A 14778-nucleotide genomic window follows, 5' to 3' on the forward strand; every position below is an offset into this window, starting at 1 on the left:
ACGGCATCAATAGATGTTGAACGGGAAATAGCGCGAGTTGATTCTCAGGAAGGTCCCGTTGCGCAGCAGCCTGTCGATCGCCGCGTCCACCCGCTCCACCAGGTCCGTATCGCCGAGGCGCATGGCGACGCCGATCCCCTCGTCCACGTAGAAAGGATTCCCGATCCAGGCGAAACCGGCGCCCTGCGGCGTGTTGAGGAAGTGCCAGAGCCCCAGCCCGTCGGCGAGCACGAGGTCCAGCCGTCCCGCGACGAGCGCTTCCAGCATCTCCCCCTGGGTCTCGAACAGGGTCGGCTTGACCGCGGGGCCGTAGGTTCGGAGGAGATGATCGACATGGGCCGTGCCGGTGACCACGCCGATCCGCCGGCCGGCAAGGCTGTCCGCCGTGACCGGCGCCGTTTCGGCGCGGTCCGCCAGGAACCGGATCGGGGTGGAGTAGTATTTGGCCGAGAAAGCCACGAGCCGCCGCCGATCCTCCGTGATCGCGAGGCTGGCCATGACGGCGTCGACGCGGCCGTCGCGAAGCGCCTGGACAAGCTGTTCGAACGGGATATCGACCCACTGGCAGACGGCGCCGAGGCTGTCGCAGATCTGGTTTCCCAGGTCGACCTCGAACCCGGTCAACCGGCCTTCGGCGGTGAAATAGGCGAAGGGCGGGTATCGCGCGTCGGTCCCGATGCGGAGCGTTTCGCCCCGCACCGGTGCCGACAGTCCCGCCACCCCCGGAAAGGCCAGCCCCAGGAGGACCAGCACCAGCAACGCCTTGATCACGGCACCGCGCCCCCGTTCGGATCACTCCCGGAACACTAGGGGTCGAAAGGGGTAGCGTCAACGGCGGGTGCCATCGCCGCTGCAATCCAAAGCTGGGGGGCAGCGAACAAGAGCAGCGACATCCGCTGCGTCGTCATGACCGAGATTGATCCACGGTTGTCCGACATGTTGATCGCGCGTTTCCAACAAAGATTGATTAGGGGTAGGAACGCTCCCTTTTCGTCATACCCGGACTTGATCCGGGTATCTCCCTGCATGCCGGCGCTGGTGGAGTCTGCAGGCGATGACCGGGGCAAGCCCGGTCATGACGAAAGGGGTTTGTTTTGCCTGCACAATGCCTTTGCGCATGCGACGATCACCGCCCATTCCCTCGCGGCGCCACCATGCCTTGAGATCCGCGGGTCAAGCCCGCGGATGACGAAGACCGGCGTGGATCACGACTGCATTGCAGGCGGCCGGTTTCCGTCAGCGCAGGCCGAGGAACGACAGGATCGCGATGATGACGACGACCACGCCGATGATGACGAAGATGTTGGGCATTCATAAACTCCGGAATCTGGACAAGACGAGCAGAAAACGTTCAAATCGTGGCAAAGTTCCGCAATTTCCATAACTGGAACAAATTGCGGAGTGGACTGTTTATGACTCAGCGTGAACTACGGCCGGAACGACTGATGACCTTGAAGAAAACCCTGACTGCCACCGCATTGGCGATTGCGATCTGCCTGCCATTCTCTTTCGATACCGCCCACTCGACTGGAAAGCCCGGCGCCGATTTCAGGCAGGTCGGGACCGCGTCCTGGTACGGCCCCGGCCTGCACGGCAAGAAGACCGCGAGCGGCGCGCGGTTCGACCAGAACAAGCTGACGGCGGCGCACCGCTCGCTGCCCCTGAACACCGTGGTCAAGGTGACCAACCTGGAGAACGGCAAGGCCGTCAAGGTCAAGGTCAACGACCGCGGTCCCTATGCCAAGAAGCGGGTCATCGACCTGTCGCGGGCCGCCGCCCGCAAGCTCGACATGACCGACGACGGCACCGCCCGCGTCCGGATCGAAGTCGCCGAATATCCCGGATCCGACCAGACCGCCTCGTCCAACTGAGGCCTCGGGAACAGGATCCCCGGACGGCGCCGGCCCCGGAGGCCGACGCCGGATCACGGGGATCAGGCCTGCCCTTCGTCCTGGTGCTGGTGCTCGCTGCTGACGCGCCAGACCTTGCTGGCCTGCGGCCCGGTCTCCCCGACGACCTCCACGTAATGGACCGGATCGCCCTCGGAGAAGCTCTCCAGTTCCTCGTTCATCACCGAGTTGCGGTGGAACCAGAGCTGGGTTCCCTCGGCGGTGCGCAGGAAGCCGAAATCATTGTTGGGATTGATCCGCATGATGTGGCCGTGCATGGGCGCATCGTGCGGCTTGGTGACCTCGCTCGACAGCTTGCCCTTGTAGCCCTTCAGCATGCGCTCGGCAGTGTCGAAGGCGTCCTTCAGCACGGTATAGACATCCGGGTCCGCGAATCGCTCGGTCGCCCGGTTGGGCTCCTTGCTGACCACGAGGTCGTCGCCCGGCACCGACATCTCGATCCGGACACGGTAGATGTTGCCTTTCTGATGCTGCCGGTGCGGCGCTTCGACCACCACTCGGCAGGCCACCAGACGCGGAAACAGTTTCTCCAGTTTGGCAACACGTTCGCGCACGCGGGTTTCCACAGTTGCGGAGGGCTCGAGATTGTGGAAGGCGATTTCCAGCGGAACGTCCATGGTATTCGATCCTCGATGCTTCGTGTTCAATGCCCCTCCCAACAGATGAAGGCCGGCATCGGCACGCAGGTCGTGGAGTCCCGACCCGTGATCGGGCGGCCCCGCCGCGGCCGGGGATTCACGCCCCATCTTTCTGCGAAAATGAAACGATATTCCTGCGAGTTTAAAATATATCTTTCCTGCCTCCGGGTTCATCCAAAATATCGCTTGCTCATATCCCAGTATTTACTTCACATCTATAACCTGGAGTTAAGACTGCGGTAATAGACTTTTGCCGATAATCTGTCCGGAACGAGGATTATGGCCGTCGCATGGAGCGACGTCGGGGAGACAGCAGAGTGCCGAACGAGATGGACGTCCAGGATCAACATGGGTCGATCTTCAGTCGCGACGCGGTCGTTCGGCTTGGGCGATCCCATGTCGCGTCCCCGGCCCCCTCCCGCGAAGCCTCCTCCCCCGACACCTTCCTGACGCGGACGCTGAACCGGATCCTGACCGCCGCCAACGGCCTCGACGAGGTCCCGACGCCGGAACCGGCGCTCGGAAGGATCGCCGCCCTGCTGGAGACCATACCGGGCATCTCGGGCGTCGAGTTCCAGCTCGGCAACACCGGGGACCAGCAGGCCCAGCATATGGAAACACCGGCGGCGGACTCTCCCGCCTGCGGGAGCCTGCGCCTGGTCTCCCGCCGCGGATCTGCCGAGGACCGGACCTACCTGATTCCCCTGCGGGCCGGCCGCTCCCACCATGGCTGGCTGCGCCTGCGGCACGACCCGGATGTCCCGCTGTCCCGCCTGTCGAGCGAACTCGGGACGATCTGCCGGCTGGTCGCCCTCCACCTGGAGAAGCGCCGCTCGGCGGACCTGCTGGAGCAGGCGAACCACGACGTGGCGGAGCTGCGCGCGACGCTGGAACGCGCCGCGGACCGGAAGGACGCCGGCCGCCGTGATCCCGGGCCTGACGATGCGGGCTTCGACGACAGGGAAAGGGCGCTCCTCCTCGCCGTCGTGCGCGCCCAGGGCGCGGTCCTGCGCGGCGAGCCGGCGGAGGATGCCCTGGACCCGCTGTTCGCCGCCCTCCGGGATCTCACGGGCAGCAGCGCCGTCCGGACCGGCTGCGACGGAGCCCTCGAATTCGAGGACCCGGCATCCACCTTGCCGCCCGGCCTGCTGGCCGAGGCCCGCTCGGCGGTCGCATCCATCCTCGCGTCGGAAACCCGCGGCGTCGAGCTGTGCGAAGCCAGGCAGCGGGCCGACCGCGCCGAATTCGCCGACCTCGCCAAGACCGAGTTCCTGGCGACCATGAGCCACGAGCTGCGCACGCCGCTGAACGCGATCCTCGGCTTCTCCGAACTGCTGAAGAACCAGACCTTCGGCCCGCTCGGCTCCGCCCGCTACGTCGGCTACGCCTCCGACATCTTCGACAGCGGCAAGCTGCTGCTCCAGATCGTCTCCGACATCATGGACGTCGCCAAGGTCGAGACCGGGCGGATCCATCTCGCCCATGACTGGGTCGACGCGGACCATCTGGTGTCGTCCGTGGTCCGTCTGATCGAGCCGCGCGCCGCGGCGGCCGGCATCGCGTTCGAGACCCGGATCGCCCGGCAGCCGCTGCCCCGCCTGTGGGCGGACGAGCGGCTGATCAAGCAGGCGCTGCTCAACGTCCTGTCCAACGCGGTCAAGTTCACGCCGCCGGGCGGCAGCATCCGGCTGACGGTGGACACGGCCCGGCTCGACTCCGGCGACACCGGCCTCGGGATCGAGATCGCGGACACCGGTCTGGGAATCGCGGCCTCGGAACTGACCCGGGTGTTCGAACCGTTCCACCGCGGCGACTGCGCGACCAACCGCCGGTTCGAAGGCACCGGGCTGGGCCTGCCGCTGGCCCGCTCCTTCATCGACCTCCACGGCGGATCGCTCACCCTCGACAGCATCCAGGGCGCCGGGACCACGGTACGCATCAGCCTGCCGCCCGCCGCCGCGGAATAGGGCGGGCCGCCGGAAGCGGCTCAGCGCTCCGCGAAGAACCGGGCGATCGTCTCCGCCGCAGTCCCGATATGCCGCCTCAGGACCTCCGTGGCCCGGGCGGCGTCGCGCTCCCGCGCGGCCTCCAGCATGAGGCGGTGGTCCTCCTGGGACATGTGCTCCGGTCCCTTGGCGGCGAGGTGGAAACGTAGGTACCGGTCGAACGACGCGAGCTGGGCCTCGACCAGCGCCAGCAGCTTGGGGTGCCCGGCGCGGACATAGAGCGACATGTGGAAGCGCCGGTTCAGTTCGCCCATCCGGGACGGGTCGGCCTCGTCGTCCATCTCCCCGATCAGGTCGGCGGCCCGGCCGAAATCCTCCTCCTCCAGTTTCGGGATCGACAGCGCCAGCGCCGCCGGCTCCAGCGCCAGCCGGATCGCATAGGTATCCGCCGCGTCCGCGGCGGAGATCTCCGTCACCACGGCGCCCCGGTGGGGGACGAAATCGACCAGCGCCTGGGCTTCGAGCTGGCGCAGGGCCTCGCGCACCGGCATCCGACTGACCTGGAACGCCTCCGCGAGGTCCTCCTGCCGCAGCGGCGTGCCGCCCGCCAACTTGCCGGTGAGGATGGCCGTGCGCAGGGTCGCCTCGACGAACCCGGTGGCGGTGCGGTGGCGCGGCGGCGCCTCGGCGATCAGCGCGGCCAGGCCGGCCGAGGCGGAAGGGCGGTTCAGGCTCATCCGATATCCAGGTGTTGATTGGATCCAATTTTCATGTAGGCTCGTCCCGATCGTTTTCCAACCCGGATCCAGCGACGAGGACAGCCGCCATGCGGAAGGATACCGCACTCCGGTCCCTGCTCCAGCCCACGACCGCCGGCTTCCTGGCCGCCCTCGTCGGGTTCGGCAGCGCCTTCCCGATCGTCCTCCAGGGTCTCGCCGGAGTCGGAGCCTCCCCCGCCCAGGCCGCGTCCGGCCTGCTGGCGCTGTGCCTCGTGACCGGGGTGCTGGGTGCTGCCCACAGCATCGCGACGCGCCAGCCGATCAGCATCGCTTGGTCGACACCGGGCGCCGCCCTGCTGATCGCGACCGGCGTTCCGGACGGCGGCTTCCCCGCGGCGGTCGGCGCCTTCGTCGTCGCGGGGGGCCTGGTGGTGCTCGCCGGCCTGTGGCGGCCGTTCGGCCGCGCCGTCGTCGCGATCCCCATGGGCCTGGCGAGCGCCATGCTGGCCGGCGTGCTGCTCGACCTCTGCCTGGCGCCGGTCCGGGCGGTCGGCGCGCTGCCGGAACTGGCGCTCCCGATCGTCGTCACCTGGGCGCTGGGCTGGCGCTTCGCCCGGCTCTACGCCGTGCCGCTGGCCGTGCTGGTCACCGTCCTGATCATCCTGTTCGCCACCCCGATACCCGAGGGCGCGCTGGCCGACATCTGGCCGAACCCGGTTCTGGTGATGCCGGAATTCACCCTGCCGGCGGTGGTGAGCATCGCGTTGCCCCTGTTCATCGTCACCATGGCGTCGCAGAACGTGCCGGGCCTCGCGGTCCTGCGGGGCAACGGCTACCAGCCGCAGGTCGCCCCGGTCTTCGTCTCGACCGGGCTGTTCAGCGCGGCCTCGGCCCTGTTCGGCGGCCACGCGGTCAACCTCGCCGCCATCACCGCGGCGCTCTGCGCAGGGCCGGAAGCCCACCCCGATCCGGCGCGCCGCTACCTCGCCCCCGTCGCGGCCGGTGTCGCCTATGTCCTGCTGGGCCTGTTCGCCGGTTTCGCCGCATCCTTCATCGCCGCCTCCCCGCCCCTGCTGATCCAGGCCGTCGCCGGCCTCGCCCTGCTCTCCAGCCTCGCGGGCGCCCTGGCCGGCGCGCTCGGCCGCGACGACGAACGCCTGCCCGCGGTCGTGACCTTCGTCACGACGGCGTCAGGCGTCGGCTTCTTCGGGATCGGCTCCGCTTTCTGGGGCTTGGTGGCCGGCGGACTGCTCCTCGCCCTGGGGCGGAGCGGGGCGGCCCGCTAGGGGACGGAGGCCGGAGCGCCGCATCAGGGTCCCGCGATAAGACCTGCGGGGCCTGCCGTCGTCGAACAGGCCGTCCAGGGAGGTGACGGCCAGCGCCTTGCGGAAAAGCGCATCCATCGCCTCCGGAGCGGTCCGGCGCACCCGGGCCTGAAGGTCCGGAGGAACCGTCCCGAACTGGGATTCCAGATAGAACAGGATGGCGTCCGCCTTGCCCCTGGCCATACCCTGGTGCAACCCCTCCTCTCGGCCCTTCGCGAGCCCCTCGGCGATGCCCTCGGTCCTGCCCTGGCTGAGCCATTCCTTCGCAGCGAGCGATATCAAGTTCCCCTCCCGATCCGGCCTGACCCTGCGCGCCACCCGGGTCAGAAGCTCGACCGTGATGGCTGGAAACGCCCGGATCATATATCGGATGACCTGCTCTTCAAAGACCGTCCCCTCGCGCAGTTCCGCCAGCACCGCGGCCAGCAGGGGTTCCGGGTCGCCGGGGCGGGAGACATGCTTCAACGCCCGCAGCCCGTTCCGCACCTCGGCATCCGATGACAGCTCCGAGTCGGGAACCGGCCCGACGTCGCACAGCAGGTATCCCATGTCGCCGGCGAGTTGGCGAAGATCCTCGTCGGCGTCCACGCAGCCGATGATCGAGGTCGGGACCGTCCAGGGCCGCCGGCCGTGATAGAAGACCAGGGTGATGATCGGGGGCAGCCGCAGCCTGCCGTCGGGACCGATCGTGCCGACGCGGCGCCAGATGTCGACCCGGTATCCCAGCACCTGGACCGGCGTCCAGGCGAAGGGAGAGCTCTTGTGCTCGACCAGGGCATGGAGCAGCAGGGTCCCGGCGTCGCGCAGCGCCAGCCCGTACAGCCGGTCGCTCTGGGTGGGGTTCAGCTCCGGGTCGACGAAGCTGCCGTCGAGCAGCACCGGCGGCTCGTCCGCCAGCCGGCTCACGATATCGGCCGGAAGATAGTCGCGGATCAGGATGCCCGCGCGGCGGGGATCGTCCAGGAGGGCGCGGAACAGGGCCTCGTGCGGAGCGGACATGGAAGCCGAATACCATGGCAGGAGGCGGGCACCGGGCACGTGACCCGATGCCCGCCCCCGACGCCATGCGGCATGGTGTCAGGCCGGGCGGAAGCCCCGCCGGGCGCCTACCGCACCTTGCCCTGCTTCCAGGCCTCCAGCAGTTGCTCGTAGGCGACCGTCTCGCCCTTGGGCTTCTCGTCGGCCAGCTTCGGCTTCGGCGCGCCGGGCTGGTCGAACCAGTACTGGGCGTCCTGGACCTTGTTCAGCTTCGGGCCGCAGTCGCCCTGGACGTTGGCCCGCTCAAGCCGTGCCAGCACGGCGTCCTGGGCCTCGGCCAAGCTGTCCATCGCCTGCTGCGGGGTCTTCTCGCCCGTCACCGCCTCGGCGACGTTCTGCCACCACAGCTGCGCCAGCTTCGGATAGTCCGGAACGTTGGTGCCGGTCGGCGTCCAGGACACGCGCGCCGGGCTGCGGTAGAACTCGACCAGCCCGCCCAGCTTGGGCGCCATGTCGGTCATCGCCTGGGTCTGAAGGTCCGACTCGCGGATCGGGGTCAGGCCGACCATGGTCTTCTTCAGCGAGGTGGACTTCGCCACGGTGAACTGGGCGTACAGCCAGGCGGCCTTGCGGCGATCGACCGGGGTGCTCTTCAGAAGCGTCCAGGAGCCGGCGTCCTGATAGCCCAGCTTCATCCCCTCTTCCCAATAGGAGCCGTGGGGCGACGGTGCCATGCGCCACTTGGGCGTGCCGTCGGCGTTGACCACCGGCAGGCCCGGCTTGGTCATGTCGGCGGTGAAGGCGGTGTACCAGAAGATCTGCTGGGCGATGTTGCCCTGCGCCGGGACCGGCCCGGCCTCGGAGAAGGTCATGCCGCCGGCCTCGGGCGGCGCGTACTTCTTCAGCCAGTCGATGTATTTGGTCAGCGCGTAGACCGAGGCCGGCCCGTTGGTGTCGCCGCCGCGGGTCACGCTGGAGCCCGCCGGGTTGCAGCCCTCGACCCGGATGCCCCACTCGTCCACCGGAACGCCGTTGGGGATGCCCTTGTCGCCGGCGCCGGCCATGCTCAGCCACGCGTCGGTGAAGCGCCAGCCCAGCGACGGGTCCTTCTTGCCGTAGTCCATGTGGCCGTAGACCCGGACGCCGTCGATGTTCTTCACGTCGTTGGTGAAGAAGTCGGCGATGTCCTCGTAGGCCGACCAGTTGACCGGCACGCCCAGCTCGTAACCGTACTTGGCCTTGAACTTCTCCTTCAGGTCCGGCCGCGCGAACCAGTCCGCGCGGAACCAGTAGAGGTTGGCGAACTGCTGGTCGGGAAGCTGGTACAGCTTGCCGTCGGGGGCGGTGGTGAAGCTCTTGCCGATGAAGTCGTCGATGTCCAGGGTCGGCAGGGTGACGTCCTTGCCCTCGCCCGCCATCCAGTCGCTCAGCGCCACCGCCTGGCCGTAGCGGAAATGGGTCCCGATCAGGTCGCTGTCGTTGACATAGGCGTCATAGACGTTGCGCCCCGACTGCATCTGGGTCTGCAGCTTCTCGATGACGTCGCCTTCCTGGATCAGGTCGTGCTTCAGCCGGATCCCGGTGATCTCGCTGAAGGCGCGGGCCAGGGTCTTCGCCTCGTACTCGTGGGTCGTGATGGTCTCGGACACGACCGAGATCTCCATCCCGCGGAACGGTTCGGCCGCCTTGATGAACCATTCCATCTCCTTCAGCTGCTCCTCCTTGGAGAGGCTGGAGGGCTGGAACTCCTGGTCGATCCAGCGCTGGGCCGCGTTCATCTGGTCGGCGGTCTGGGCCAGCGCCGGCAGGGCCGTCAGGGCCAGGGCGGACGCCAGCACCGTGCCGGCCATCAGGGTTCTTCGCACCGTCTTCGACATCGTTTCCTCCGAACCGTTCTTGGTTGTTGTCGTCACGATCGGGCCCTGCTCCCGGGGACCTCGCCGGGGTCGGGCATTCACCCGAACCTCATGACCACCGCCATCCACAGCAGCGACAGGCCGAACGCGATCCACAGGTTCAGGTCGGTGAAGCCGATGATGGCGAGGTGGATATAGGCGCTGCCCAGCAGGCCGATGAACAGCCGGTCGCCGCGCGTCGTCGGCATCGGCAGGAGGCCCCGCCGCTCGACCGAAGGCGACACCGCCTGCCACGCCGTCATGCCCGCCAGGATCAGCGCGATGCCGGCGAAGAAGGCGGCGGTCGGCCCGGTCCAGGCCATCCATTCCAGTTCCAGGGCGAAATCCACGGGCACCGCCTCCTCAGACCCGGCCCAGGGCGAAGCCCTTGGCGATGTAGTTTCGGACGAACCAGATCACCAGCGCGCCGGGCACGATGGTCAGCACCCCGGCCGCCGCCAGCAGGCCCCAGTCCATGCCGGCGGCGCTGACCGTGCGGGTCATGGTGGCGGCGATCGGCTTGGCGTCCACGCTGGTCAGGGTGCGGGCCAGCAGCAGCTCGACCCACGAGAACATGAAGCAGAAGAAGGCGGTCACCCCGATCCCGGCGCGGATCAGCGGCAGGAAGATGGTCAGGAAGAACCGCGGGAAGCCGTAGCCGTCGATATAGGCGGTCTCGTCGATCTCGCGCGGGACGCCGGACATGAAGCCTTCCAGGATCCAGACCGCCAGCGGCACGTTGAACAGGCAGTGGGCCAGCGCCACGGCGATGTGGGTGTCGATCAGCCCGAAGGTCGAGTAGAGCTGGAAGAACGGCAGCAGGAACACCGCCGGCGGCGCCATGCGGTTGGTCAGAAGCCAGAAGAACATGTGCTTGTCGCCCAGGAACCGGTAGCGCGAGAAGGCGTAGGCCGCCGGCAGCGCCACGGCGAGCGAGATCACCGTGTTCAGGGCCACGTACTGGATCGAGTTGAGATAGCCCGAGTACCAGGACGGATCGGTGAAGATCGTGACGTAGTTGGCGAAGGTCACCGTCTCCGGGAACAGGCTGAACCCGCTCAGGATCTCCTGGTTCGGCTTCACCGACATGGCAAGCAGCCAGTAGATCGGCAGCAGCAGGAAGACGAAATAGACGATCAGCCCGACATGGCGCTTCCTGAAGCCGGAACCGGAATGCTTGCCCCGGGCGCTCATCGCGCGTCCTCCCGGTCGGTGTGGGTGATGTAGGTGTAGAAGATCCAGGACAGCAGCAGGATCACCAGGAAGTAGATCAGCGAGAAGGCCGCCGCCGGCCCCAGGTCGAACTGCCCGACCGCGATCTGCGCCAGGAACTGGCTGAGGAAGGTGGTGGCGTTGCCGGGGCCGCCCCCGGTCAGCACGAACGGCTCGGTATAGATCATGAAGCTGTCCATGAAGCGCAGCAGGATCGCGATGGTCAGCACCCGCCGCATCTTGGGAAGCTGGATGTACCGGAACACCGCCCAGGCGGACGCGCCGTCGATCTTGGCCGCTTGGTAGAACGCCTCCGGGATCGACCGCAGCCCGGCATAGCACAGCAGGATCACCAGGGGCGTCCAGTGCCAGACGTCCATGATCAGCACGGTCAGCCAGGCATCGAAGGCGTCGGCGGTATAGTTGTAGGGGATGCCGATGCCGTTGATCGCCACGCCCGCCAGCCCGATGTCCGGCCGGGCGTAGAGCTGCCAGATCGTCCCGACCACGTTCCACGGGATCAGCAGCGGCAGCGCCACCAGCACCAGGCACAGGGACGACTGCCAGCCCCTGGCCGGCAGGGTCAGCGCCACGGCGATCCCCAGCGGGATCTGGATCAGCAGCACGCAGCCGGAAAAGACGAGCTGGCGCAGGAAGGCGCCGTGCAGCCGCTCGTCGTTCAGCACCTGCTCGAACCATTCGGTCCCGACGAAGACCCGCTGGAACGGCCCCAGGATGTCCTGGACCGAATAGTTCACCACGGTCATCAGCGGGATGATCGCGCTGATCGCGACGATCAGGAAGACCGGCAGCACCAGCAGCCAGGCCTTGTTGTCATAGGGGCGGTTGTCCATGCGGCCTCTCCCTTCAGGCGACCAGCCGGCCGTCGGCATAGAGCCGGGTGCGGTCGGGCGGGAAGGTCAGCCAGCCGCGCTCGACCGGGACCGGGGCGTCCTCGTGCAGCTTGGCCTTCACCTGGTGGCGGCCGAGCCTCGCCGTGACGATCTTGAAGTTGCCGAGGTCCTCGACCAGCGCGATCTCCGCCGGCAGGGCGCCGTTCGCCGGGGAGGCGCCGACGCCCAGGTGCTCCGGCCGGATGCCGATCTCCAGCGGAACGCCGCGGTGCGGGGCGTGCTCGATCACCGACCGGGCGAGCGGGATGCTGATGTCGTCCACCACGGCCGCGCCGCCCTCGAACCGGCAGGGCAGGAAGTTCATGCCCGGGCTGCCGATGAAATATCCCACGAAGGTATGGGCCGGCACCTCGAACAGCTGCTGCGGCGTGCCCAGCTGCATCACCCGGCCGTCATACATCACCGCGACCTGCTCGGCGAAGGTCAGCGCCTCGTTCTGGTCGTGGGTGACATAGATCAGGCTCAGCCGGAACCGGTCGTGGATCTGCTTCAGCTTCCGCCGCAGCAGCCATTTCAGCTGCGGGTCGATGACGGTCAGCGGCTCGTCGAACAGGATCGCCGCCACGTCGCTGCGGACCAGCCCGCGGCCCAGCGAGATCTTCTGCTTCTGGTCGGCGGTCAGGCCGCGCGCCCGCCGGCCCAGGTCGGCCGACAGCTCCAGCATGTCCGCGACCTCCTCGACCCGGGCGCGCACCTCGCGCTCGGCGACCTTCCGGTTGCGCAGCGGGAAGGCCAGGTTGTCGAACACCGACATGGTGTCGTAGATCACCGGGAACTGGAACACCTGGGCGATGTTGCGCTCCTGCGGCGGCAGGGCGGTCACGTCGCGGCCGTCGAACAGCACCTGCCCCTCGCTCGGGACCAGCAGGCCGGAGATGATGTTCAGCAGGGTGGTCTTGCCGCAGCCGCTGGGCCCCAGCAGCGCATAGGCGCCGCCGTCCTCCCAGACGTGCTGCATCGGCTTCAGCGCGTAGTCGCCGTCCCCCTTGGGATCGGGCCGGTAGGAATGGGCGAGGCCGCGCAGTTCGATCCGTGCCATGGGTCTTCTCCCGCTCCCTGCCTATTCCGCCGCCATGCCCAGCCGGGGCCGCGGCGGTGCGGCGACCAACCGCCCGTCGGCCCCGAAGGCGAACAGGCGGCGGGCATTGACCCAGGCGGTGACCTGCTCGCCCAGCCCCAGGCTATGCACCCCCTCCTGCTGCACGACCCAGGCGAAACCGCGGCCATGGACATGGATGAAGGTCTCCGACCCGCTGATCTCCGCCAGTTCGACCGTGCCGGGAACCGGGATGTCCTCCTCGTGCTCCCGGAACACCGAGAGATGGTTGGCCCGCACGCCGAACCGGTAGCGGCCGTGGGGCAGGTCGGCCAGATGGCCCGCCGCCGGCACCCGGATGCCGTCGGCCAGCAGCACGCCCGTCCCGTCGACCACGCCGTCCACCTGGTTCAGCGGCGGATCGCTGAACACCTGCCCCACCCGGAGCGACGACGGGTTGTGGTAGACCTCGACCGTCGGCCCGGTCTGGATCAGTCGGCCCTCGTGCAGCACGGTGATCGTTCCGCCGAGCATCAGCGCCTCCAGCGGCTCCGTGGTGGCATAGACGACGATGGAGCGGTGCCGCTTGAAGATCTCGCGCATCTCGGTGCGCAGTTCCTCCCGCAGCTTGTAGTCCAGGTTGACCAGGGGCTCGTCCAGCAGCAGCAGCCCGGCTTCCTTGACCAGCGCGCGGGCGATCGCGGTCCGCTGCTGCTGGCCGCCGCTCAGTTCGGCCGGCAGGCGCCCCAGAAGCCCGTCGATATGCATGATCGCCGCCGCCTCCCGCACCTTGCGGTCGACCTCGGCCTTGGGCAGGCCCGCCAGCTTCAGCGGCGAGGCGATGTTGTCGTAGACCGTGAAGGAGGGGTAGTTGACGAACTGCTGGTAGACCATCGCCACGTCGCGGTTCCGCACCGACCGGCCGGTCACGTCCCCGCCCTGCCAGAGAATCCGCCCGCCGGTCGGCCGGTCCAGCCCGGCCATCAGGCGCATCAGCGAGGTCTTGCCCGCGAGCGTCGGCCCGAACAGCACGTTGAGCGATGCCGGCTCCAGCGCGAGGGATATGTCGTGCAGGTGGGTCTCACCGCCGACGACGCGTGAAATCCGGTCGAGAACCAGGGTCATCGGCGCCCGGTCCGGCCATGTAACAAGCGGAAAACCGGAACGCAGCCGTTACGGCACATGGTCAGCCATCCTCCCCGATCCTCCCCCTCTAGAGCCCGGCGCGGCGCCGGTGCGGAGAGTTCTTATAATTTGATAAAGGGAGGTTATGCGGACTGCCCGTGTTTTTGCAAACGAAAATTTCGGGTTCAGATTGTTCTTAAACGAACATGATTCCGGTCAGGATGATCGAAAAGGAACATACCGGGCATAGATGTCGCCGGAACCGTCGGCCGGGCGGCGACTCTCCAGCCAGCGGATGATCGCCGCCCGGTCGATCCAGTCCGCGAACAGCAGGCGCCGCTCCTCGCCGAGCGCCACGTTGTAGCGGTGCGGCCCCAGTTCGGCCAGCCGCTCCAGGCAGGCGAGCGCCCGTTCCGGGGTTTCGGGTATGAACTCGAACGACAGGCACTCGACCGGCCGGGACAGCCCGTCGAGCACCGCCCGCTCGAAGCCCTCCACGTCGATCTTGCAGAACCGCGGCACGCCGTGCGCCTCGATCAGCGCGTCCAGGGTGGTCACCTCCACGGTGACCCGCTCCTCCCAGCGTTCGCCGGGAAAGCGCGGCGACGCCGCCACCTGGGCGGCCCACTCCGCCGACAGGGTGGACAGCGTGGGATTGCGCCGGTTGACCAGCAGCTCGGCGCGGCCCGGCACGGCGCCCAGCGCGGCGGGAACCAGCGTCACCGAAGGATCGCGGCCGTGGAGTCGTCCGAGCACCGCTGCCAGATGGGGTTGCGGCTCGACCGCGACGACCCTGGCGCCCAGGTCGCGCCAGGCCCGGACCCGGTCGCCCAGATGCGCCCCGATGTCGAAGGCGAGGTCGCCGGGGCCGAGGAACCGGCCGTAGAACACCCTCGACCGCCGCCGCCGCAGGGGATTGGCCCGGTAGATCAGCGCGGACCGGACGACGCCGTAGGCCTTCAGGAGTGAGTTCGGCCGGAGTGTCAAAGGGAGGGTCCTGTATCCGGATGGTGCCTGCACCTGCGTCAGCAAGATAGGGACGGGCCGCCGGGTTGCCAGGACCGGCGCTTCTTCCGCGTC

General features: G+C 68.0%; 15 protein-coding genes. 4 read left to right on the forward strand and 11 right to left on the reverse strand.

The annotated features are described in order from the left end of the window. Window positions 1-6 precede the first annotated feature (6 nt). Window positions 7-771, reverse strand: coding sequence for a transporter substrate-binding domain-containing protein (locus tag JL101_RS23975; RefSeq protein ID WP_203098068.1), 765 nt, complete (start codon window positions 769-771; stop codon window positions 7-9). A 255-nt stretch (window positions 772-1026) separates the two neighbouring features. Here JL101_RS23975 and JL101_RS23980 point away from each other — a divergent pair, with 255 nt between their 5' ends. Both JL101_RS23980 and JL101_RS23985 read left to right on the forward strand, forming a co-directional pair. Then, on the forward strand, window positions 1027-1317 hold the full coding sequence (locus JL101_RS23980) for a hypothetical protein (RefSeq protein ID WP_203098069.1): 291 nt from the start codon (window positions 1027-1029) through the stop codon (window positions 1315-1317). A 128-nt stretch (window positions 1318-1445) separates the two neighbouring features. Continuing rightward, the gene (locus JL101_RS23985; RefSeq protein WP_228435124.1) at window positions 1446-1871 is read left to right on the forward strand and encodes a septal ring lytic transglycosylase RlpA family protein; all 426 of its coding nucleotides are present in this window, start codon (window positions 1446-1448) and stop codon (window positions 1869-1871) included. A 62-nt stretch (window positions 1872-1933) separates the two neighbouring features. On the opposite strand, the gene JL101_RS23990 is transcribed toward JL101_RS23985, so the two are convergent. Next, the gene (locus JL101_RS23990; RefSeq protein ID WP_203098071.1) at window positions 1934-2527 is read right to left on the reverse strand and encodes an HPF/RaiA family ribosome-associated protein; all 594 of its coding nucleotides are present in this window, start codon (window positions 2525-2527) and stop codon (window positions 1934-1936) included. A 338-nt stretch (window positions 2528-2865) separates the two neighbouring features. Here JL101_RS23990 and JL101_RS23995 point away from each other — a divergent pair, with 338 nt between their 5' ends. Beyond that, window positions 2866-4515, forward strand: a complete 1650-nt coding sequence (locus JL101_RS23995; RefSeq protein ID WP_203098072.1) for a sensor histidine kinase — start codon at window positions 2866-2868, stop codon at window positions 4513-4515. Between the two features lie 20 nt (window positions 4516-4535). On the opposite strand, the gene JL101_RS24000 is transcribed toward JL101_RS23995, so the two are convergent. Next, window positions 4536-5231 (reverse strand): GntR family transcriptional regulator, encoded by a 696-nt coding sequence (locus tag JL101_RS24000; RefSeq protein WP_203098073.1) that lies wholly within the window; start codon window positions 5229-5231, stop codon window positions 4536-4538. A gap of 89 nt (window positions 5232-5320) precedes the next feature. On the opposite strand from JL101_RS24000, the gene JL101_RS24005 reads away from it, so the two are divergent. Next, window positions 5321-6499: a benzoate/H(+) symporter BenE family transporter gene (locus JL101_RS24005; RefSeq protein ID WP_203098074.1), complete on the forward strand. Its 1179-nt coding sequence runs from the start codon at window positions 5321-5323 to the stop codon at window positions 6497-6499. On the opposite strand, the gene JL101_RS24010 is transcribed toward JL101_RS24005, so the two are convergent. The 8 genes from JL101_RS24010 to JL101_RS24045 form a co-directional block, all read right to left on the reverse strand. After that, a complete protein-coding gene (locus tag JL101_RS24010; RefSeq protein ID WP_203098075.1) occupies window positions 6404-7537 on the reverse strand; it encodes an Rpn family recombination-promoting nuclease/putative transposase in 1134 nt (377 codons plus the stop codon). The two genes, JL101_RS24005 and JL101_RS24010, sit on opposite strands and share 96 nt — an antisense overlap. Window positions 7538-7644: 107 nt before the next feature. Next, window positions 7645-9393 (reverse strand): ABC transporter substrate-binding protein, encoded by a 1749-nt coding sequence (locus JL101_RS24015; RefSeq protein WP_203098076.1) that lies wholly within the window; start codon window positions 9391-9393, stop codon window positions 7645-7647. 77 nt (window positions 9394-9470) lie between these two features. Then, window positions 9471-9761: a DUF2160 domain-containing protein gene (locus tag JL101_RS24020; RefSeq protein ID WP_323374685.1), complete on the reverse strand. Its 291-nt coding sequence runs from the start codon at window positions 9759-9761 to the stop codon at window positions 9471-9473. Window positions 9762-9774: 13 nt separating this feature from the next. Further along, window positions 9775-10605 (reverse strand): carbohydrate ABC transporter permease, encoded by an 831-nt coding sequence (locus JL101_RS24025; RefSeq protein ID WP_203098077.1) that lies wholly within the window; start codon window positions 10603-10605, stop codon window positions 9775-9777. Then, window positions 10602-11477, reverse strand: coding sequence for a carbohydrate ABC transporter permease (locus JL101_RS24030; protein WP_203098078.1), 876 nt, complete (start codon window positions 11475-11477; stop codon window positions 10602-10604). Before JL101_RS24030 ends, JL101_RS24025 begins: the two co-directional genes overlap by 4 nt. Before the next feature lie 13 nt (window positions 11478-11490). Beyond that, window positions 11491-12576, reverse strand: a complete 1086-nt coding sequence (locus JL101_RS24035; RefSeq protein ID WP_203098079.1) for an ABC transporter ATP-binding protein — start codon at window positions 12574-12576, stop codon at window positions 11491-11493. Window positions 12577-12597: 21 nt separating this feature from the next. After that, the gene (locus tag JL101_RS24040; protein WP_203098080.1) at window positions 12598-13698 is read right to left on the reverse strand and encodes an ABC transporter ATP-binding protein; all 1101 of its coding nucleotides are present in this window, start codon (window positions 13696-13698) and stop codon (window positions 12598-12600) included. Window positions 13699-13914: 216 nt separating this feature from the next. After that, the gene (locus JL101_RS24045; RefSeq protein ID WP_203098081.1) at window positions 13915-14685 is read right to left on the reverse strand and encodes an FkbM family methyltransferase; all 771 of its coding nucleotides are present in this window, start codon (window positions 14683-14685) and stop codon (window positions 13915-13917) included. Window positions 14686-14778: the final 93 nt, after the last annotated feature.

Source organism: Skermanella rosea, assembly GCF_016806835.2.
In the GTDB taxonomy this organism is placed as follows: Bacteria; Pseudomonadota; Alphaproteobacteria; order Azospirillales; family Azospirillaceae; genus Skermanella; species Skermanella rosea.

Excerpts from the sequence above, each read along its gene's own strand:
- JL101_RS23980 (WP_203098069.1), top strand. The coding sequence starts at position 1,027 with ATGCCGGCGCTGGTGGAGTCTGCAGGCGATGACCGGGGCAAGCCCGGT.
- JL101_RS23985 (WP_228435124.1), top strand. The coding sequence starts at position 1,446 with ATGACCTTGAAGAAAACCCTGACTGCCACCGCATTGGCGATTGCGATC.
- JL101_RS23990 (WP_203098071.1), bottom strand. The coding sequence starts at position 2,527 with ATGGACGTTCCGCTGGAAATCGCCTTCCACAATCTCGAGCCCTCCGCA.
- JL101_RS24000 (WP_203098073.1), bottom strand. The coding sequence starts at position 5,231 with ATGAGCCTGAACCGCCCTTCCGCCTCGGCCGGCCTGGCCGCGCTGATC.
- JL101_RS24005 (WP_203098074.1), top strand. The coding sequence starts at position 5,321 with ATGCGGAAGGATACCGCACTCCGGTCCCTGCTCCAGCCCACGACCGCC.
- JL101_RS24010 (WP_203098075.1), bottom strand. The coding sequence starts at position 7,537 with ATGTCCGCTCCGCACGAGGCCCTGTTCCGCGCCCTCCTGGACGATCCC.
- JL101_RS24015 (WP_203098076.1), bottom strand. The coding sequence starts at position 9,393 with ATGTCGAAGACGGTGCGAAGAACCCTGATGGCCGGCACGGTGCTGGCG.
- JL101_RS24025 (WP_203098077.1), bottom strand. The coding sequence starts at position 10,605 with ATGAGCGCCCGGGGCAAGCATTCCGGTTCCGGCTTCAGGAAGCGCCAT.
- JL101_RS24030 (WP_203098078.1), bottom strand. The coding sequence starts at position 11,477 with ATGGACAACCGCCCCTATGACAACAAGGCCTGGCTGCTGGTGCTGCCG.
- JL101_RS24035 (WP_203098079.1), bottom strand. The coding sequence starts at position 12,576 with ATGGCACGGATCGAACTGCGCGGCCTCGCCCATTCCTACCGGCCCGAT.
- JL101_RS24040 (WP_203098080.1), bottom strand. The coding sequence starts at position 13,698 with ATGACCCTGGTTCTCGACCGGATTTCACGCGTCGTCGGCGGTGAGACC.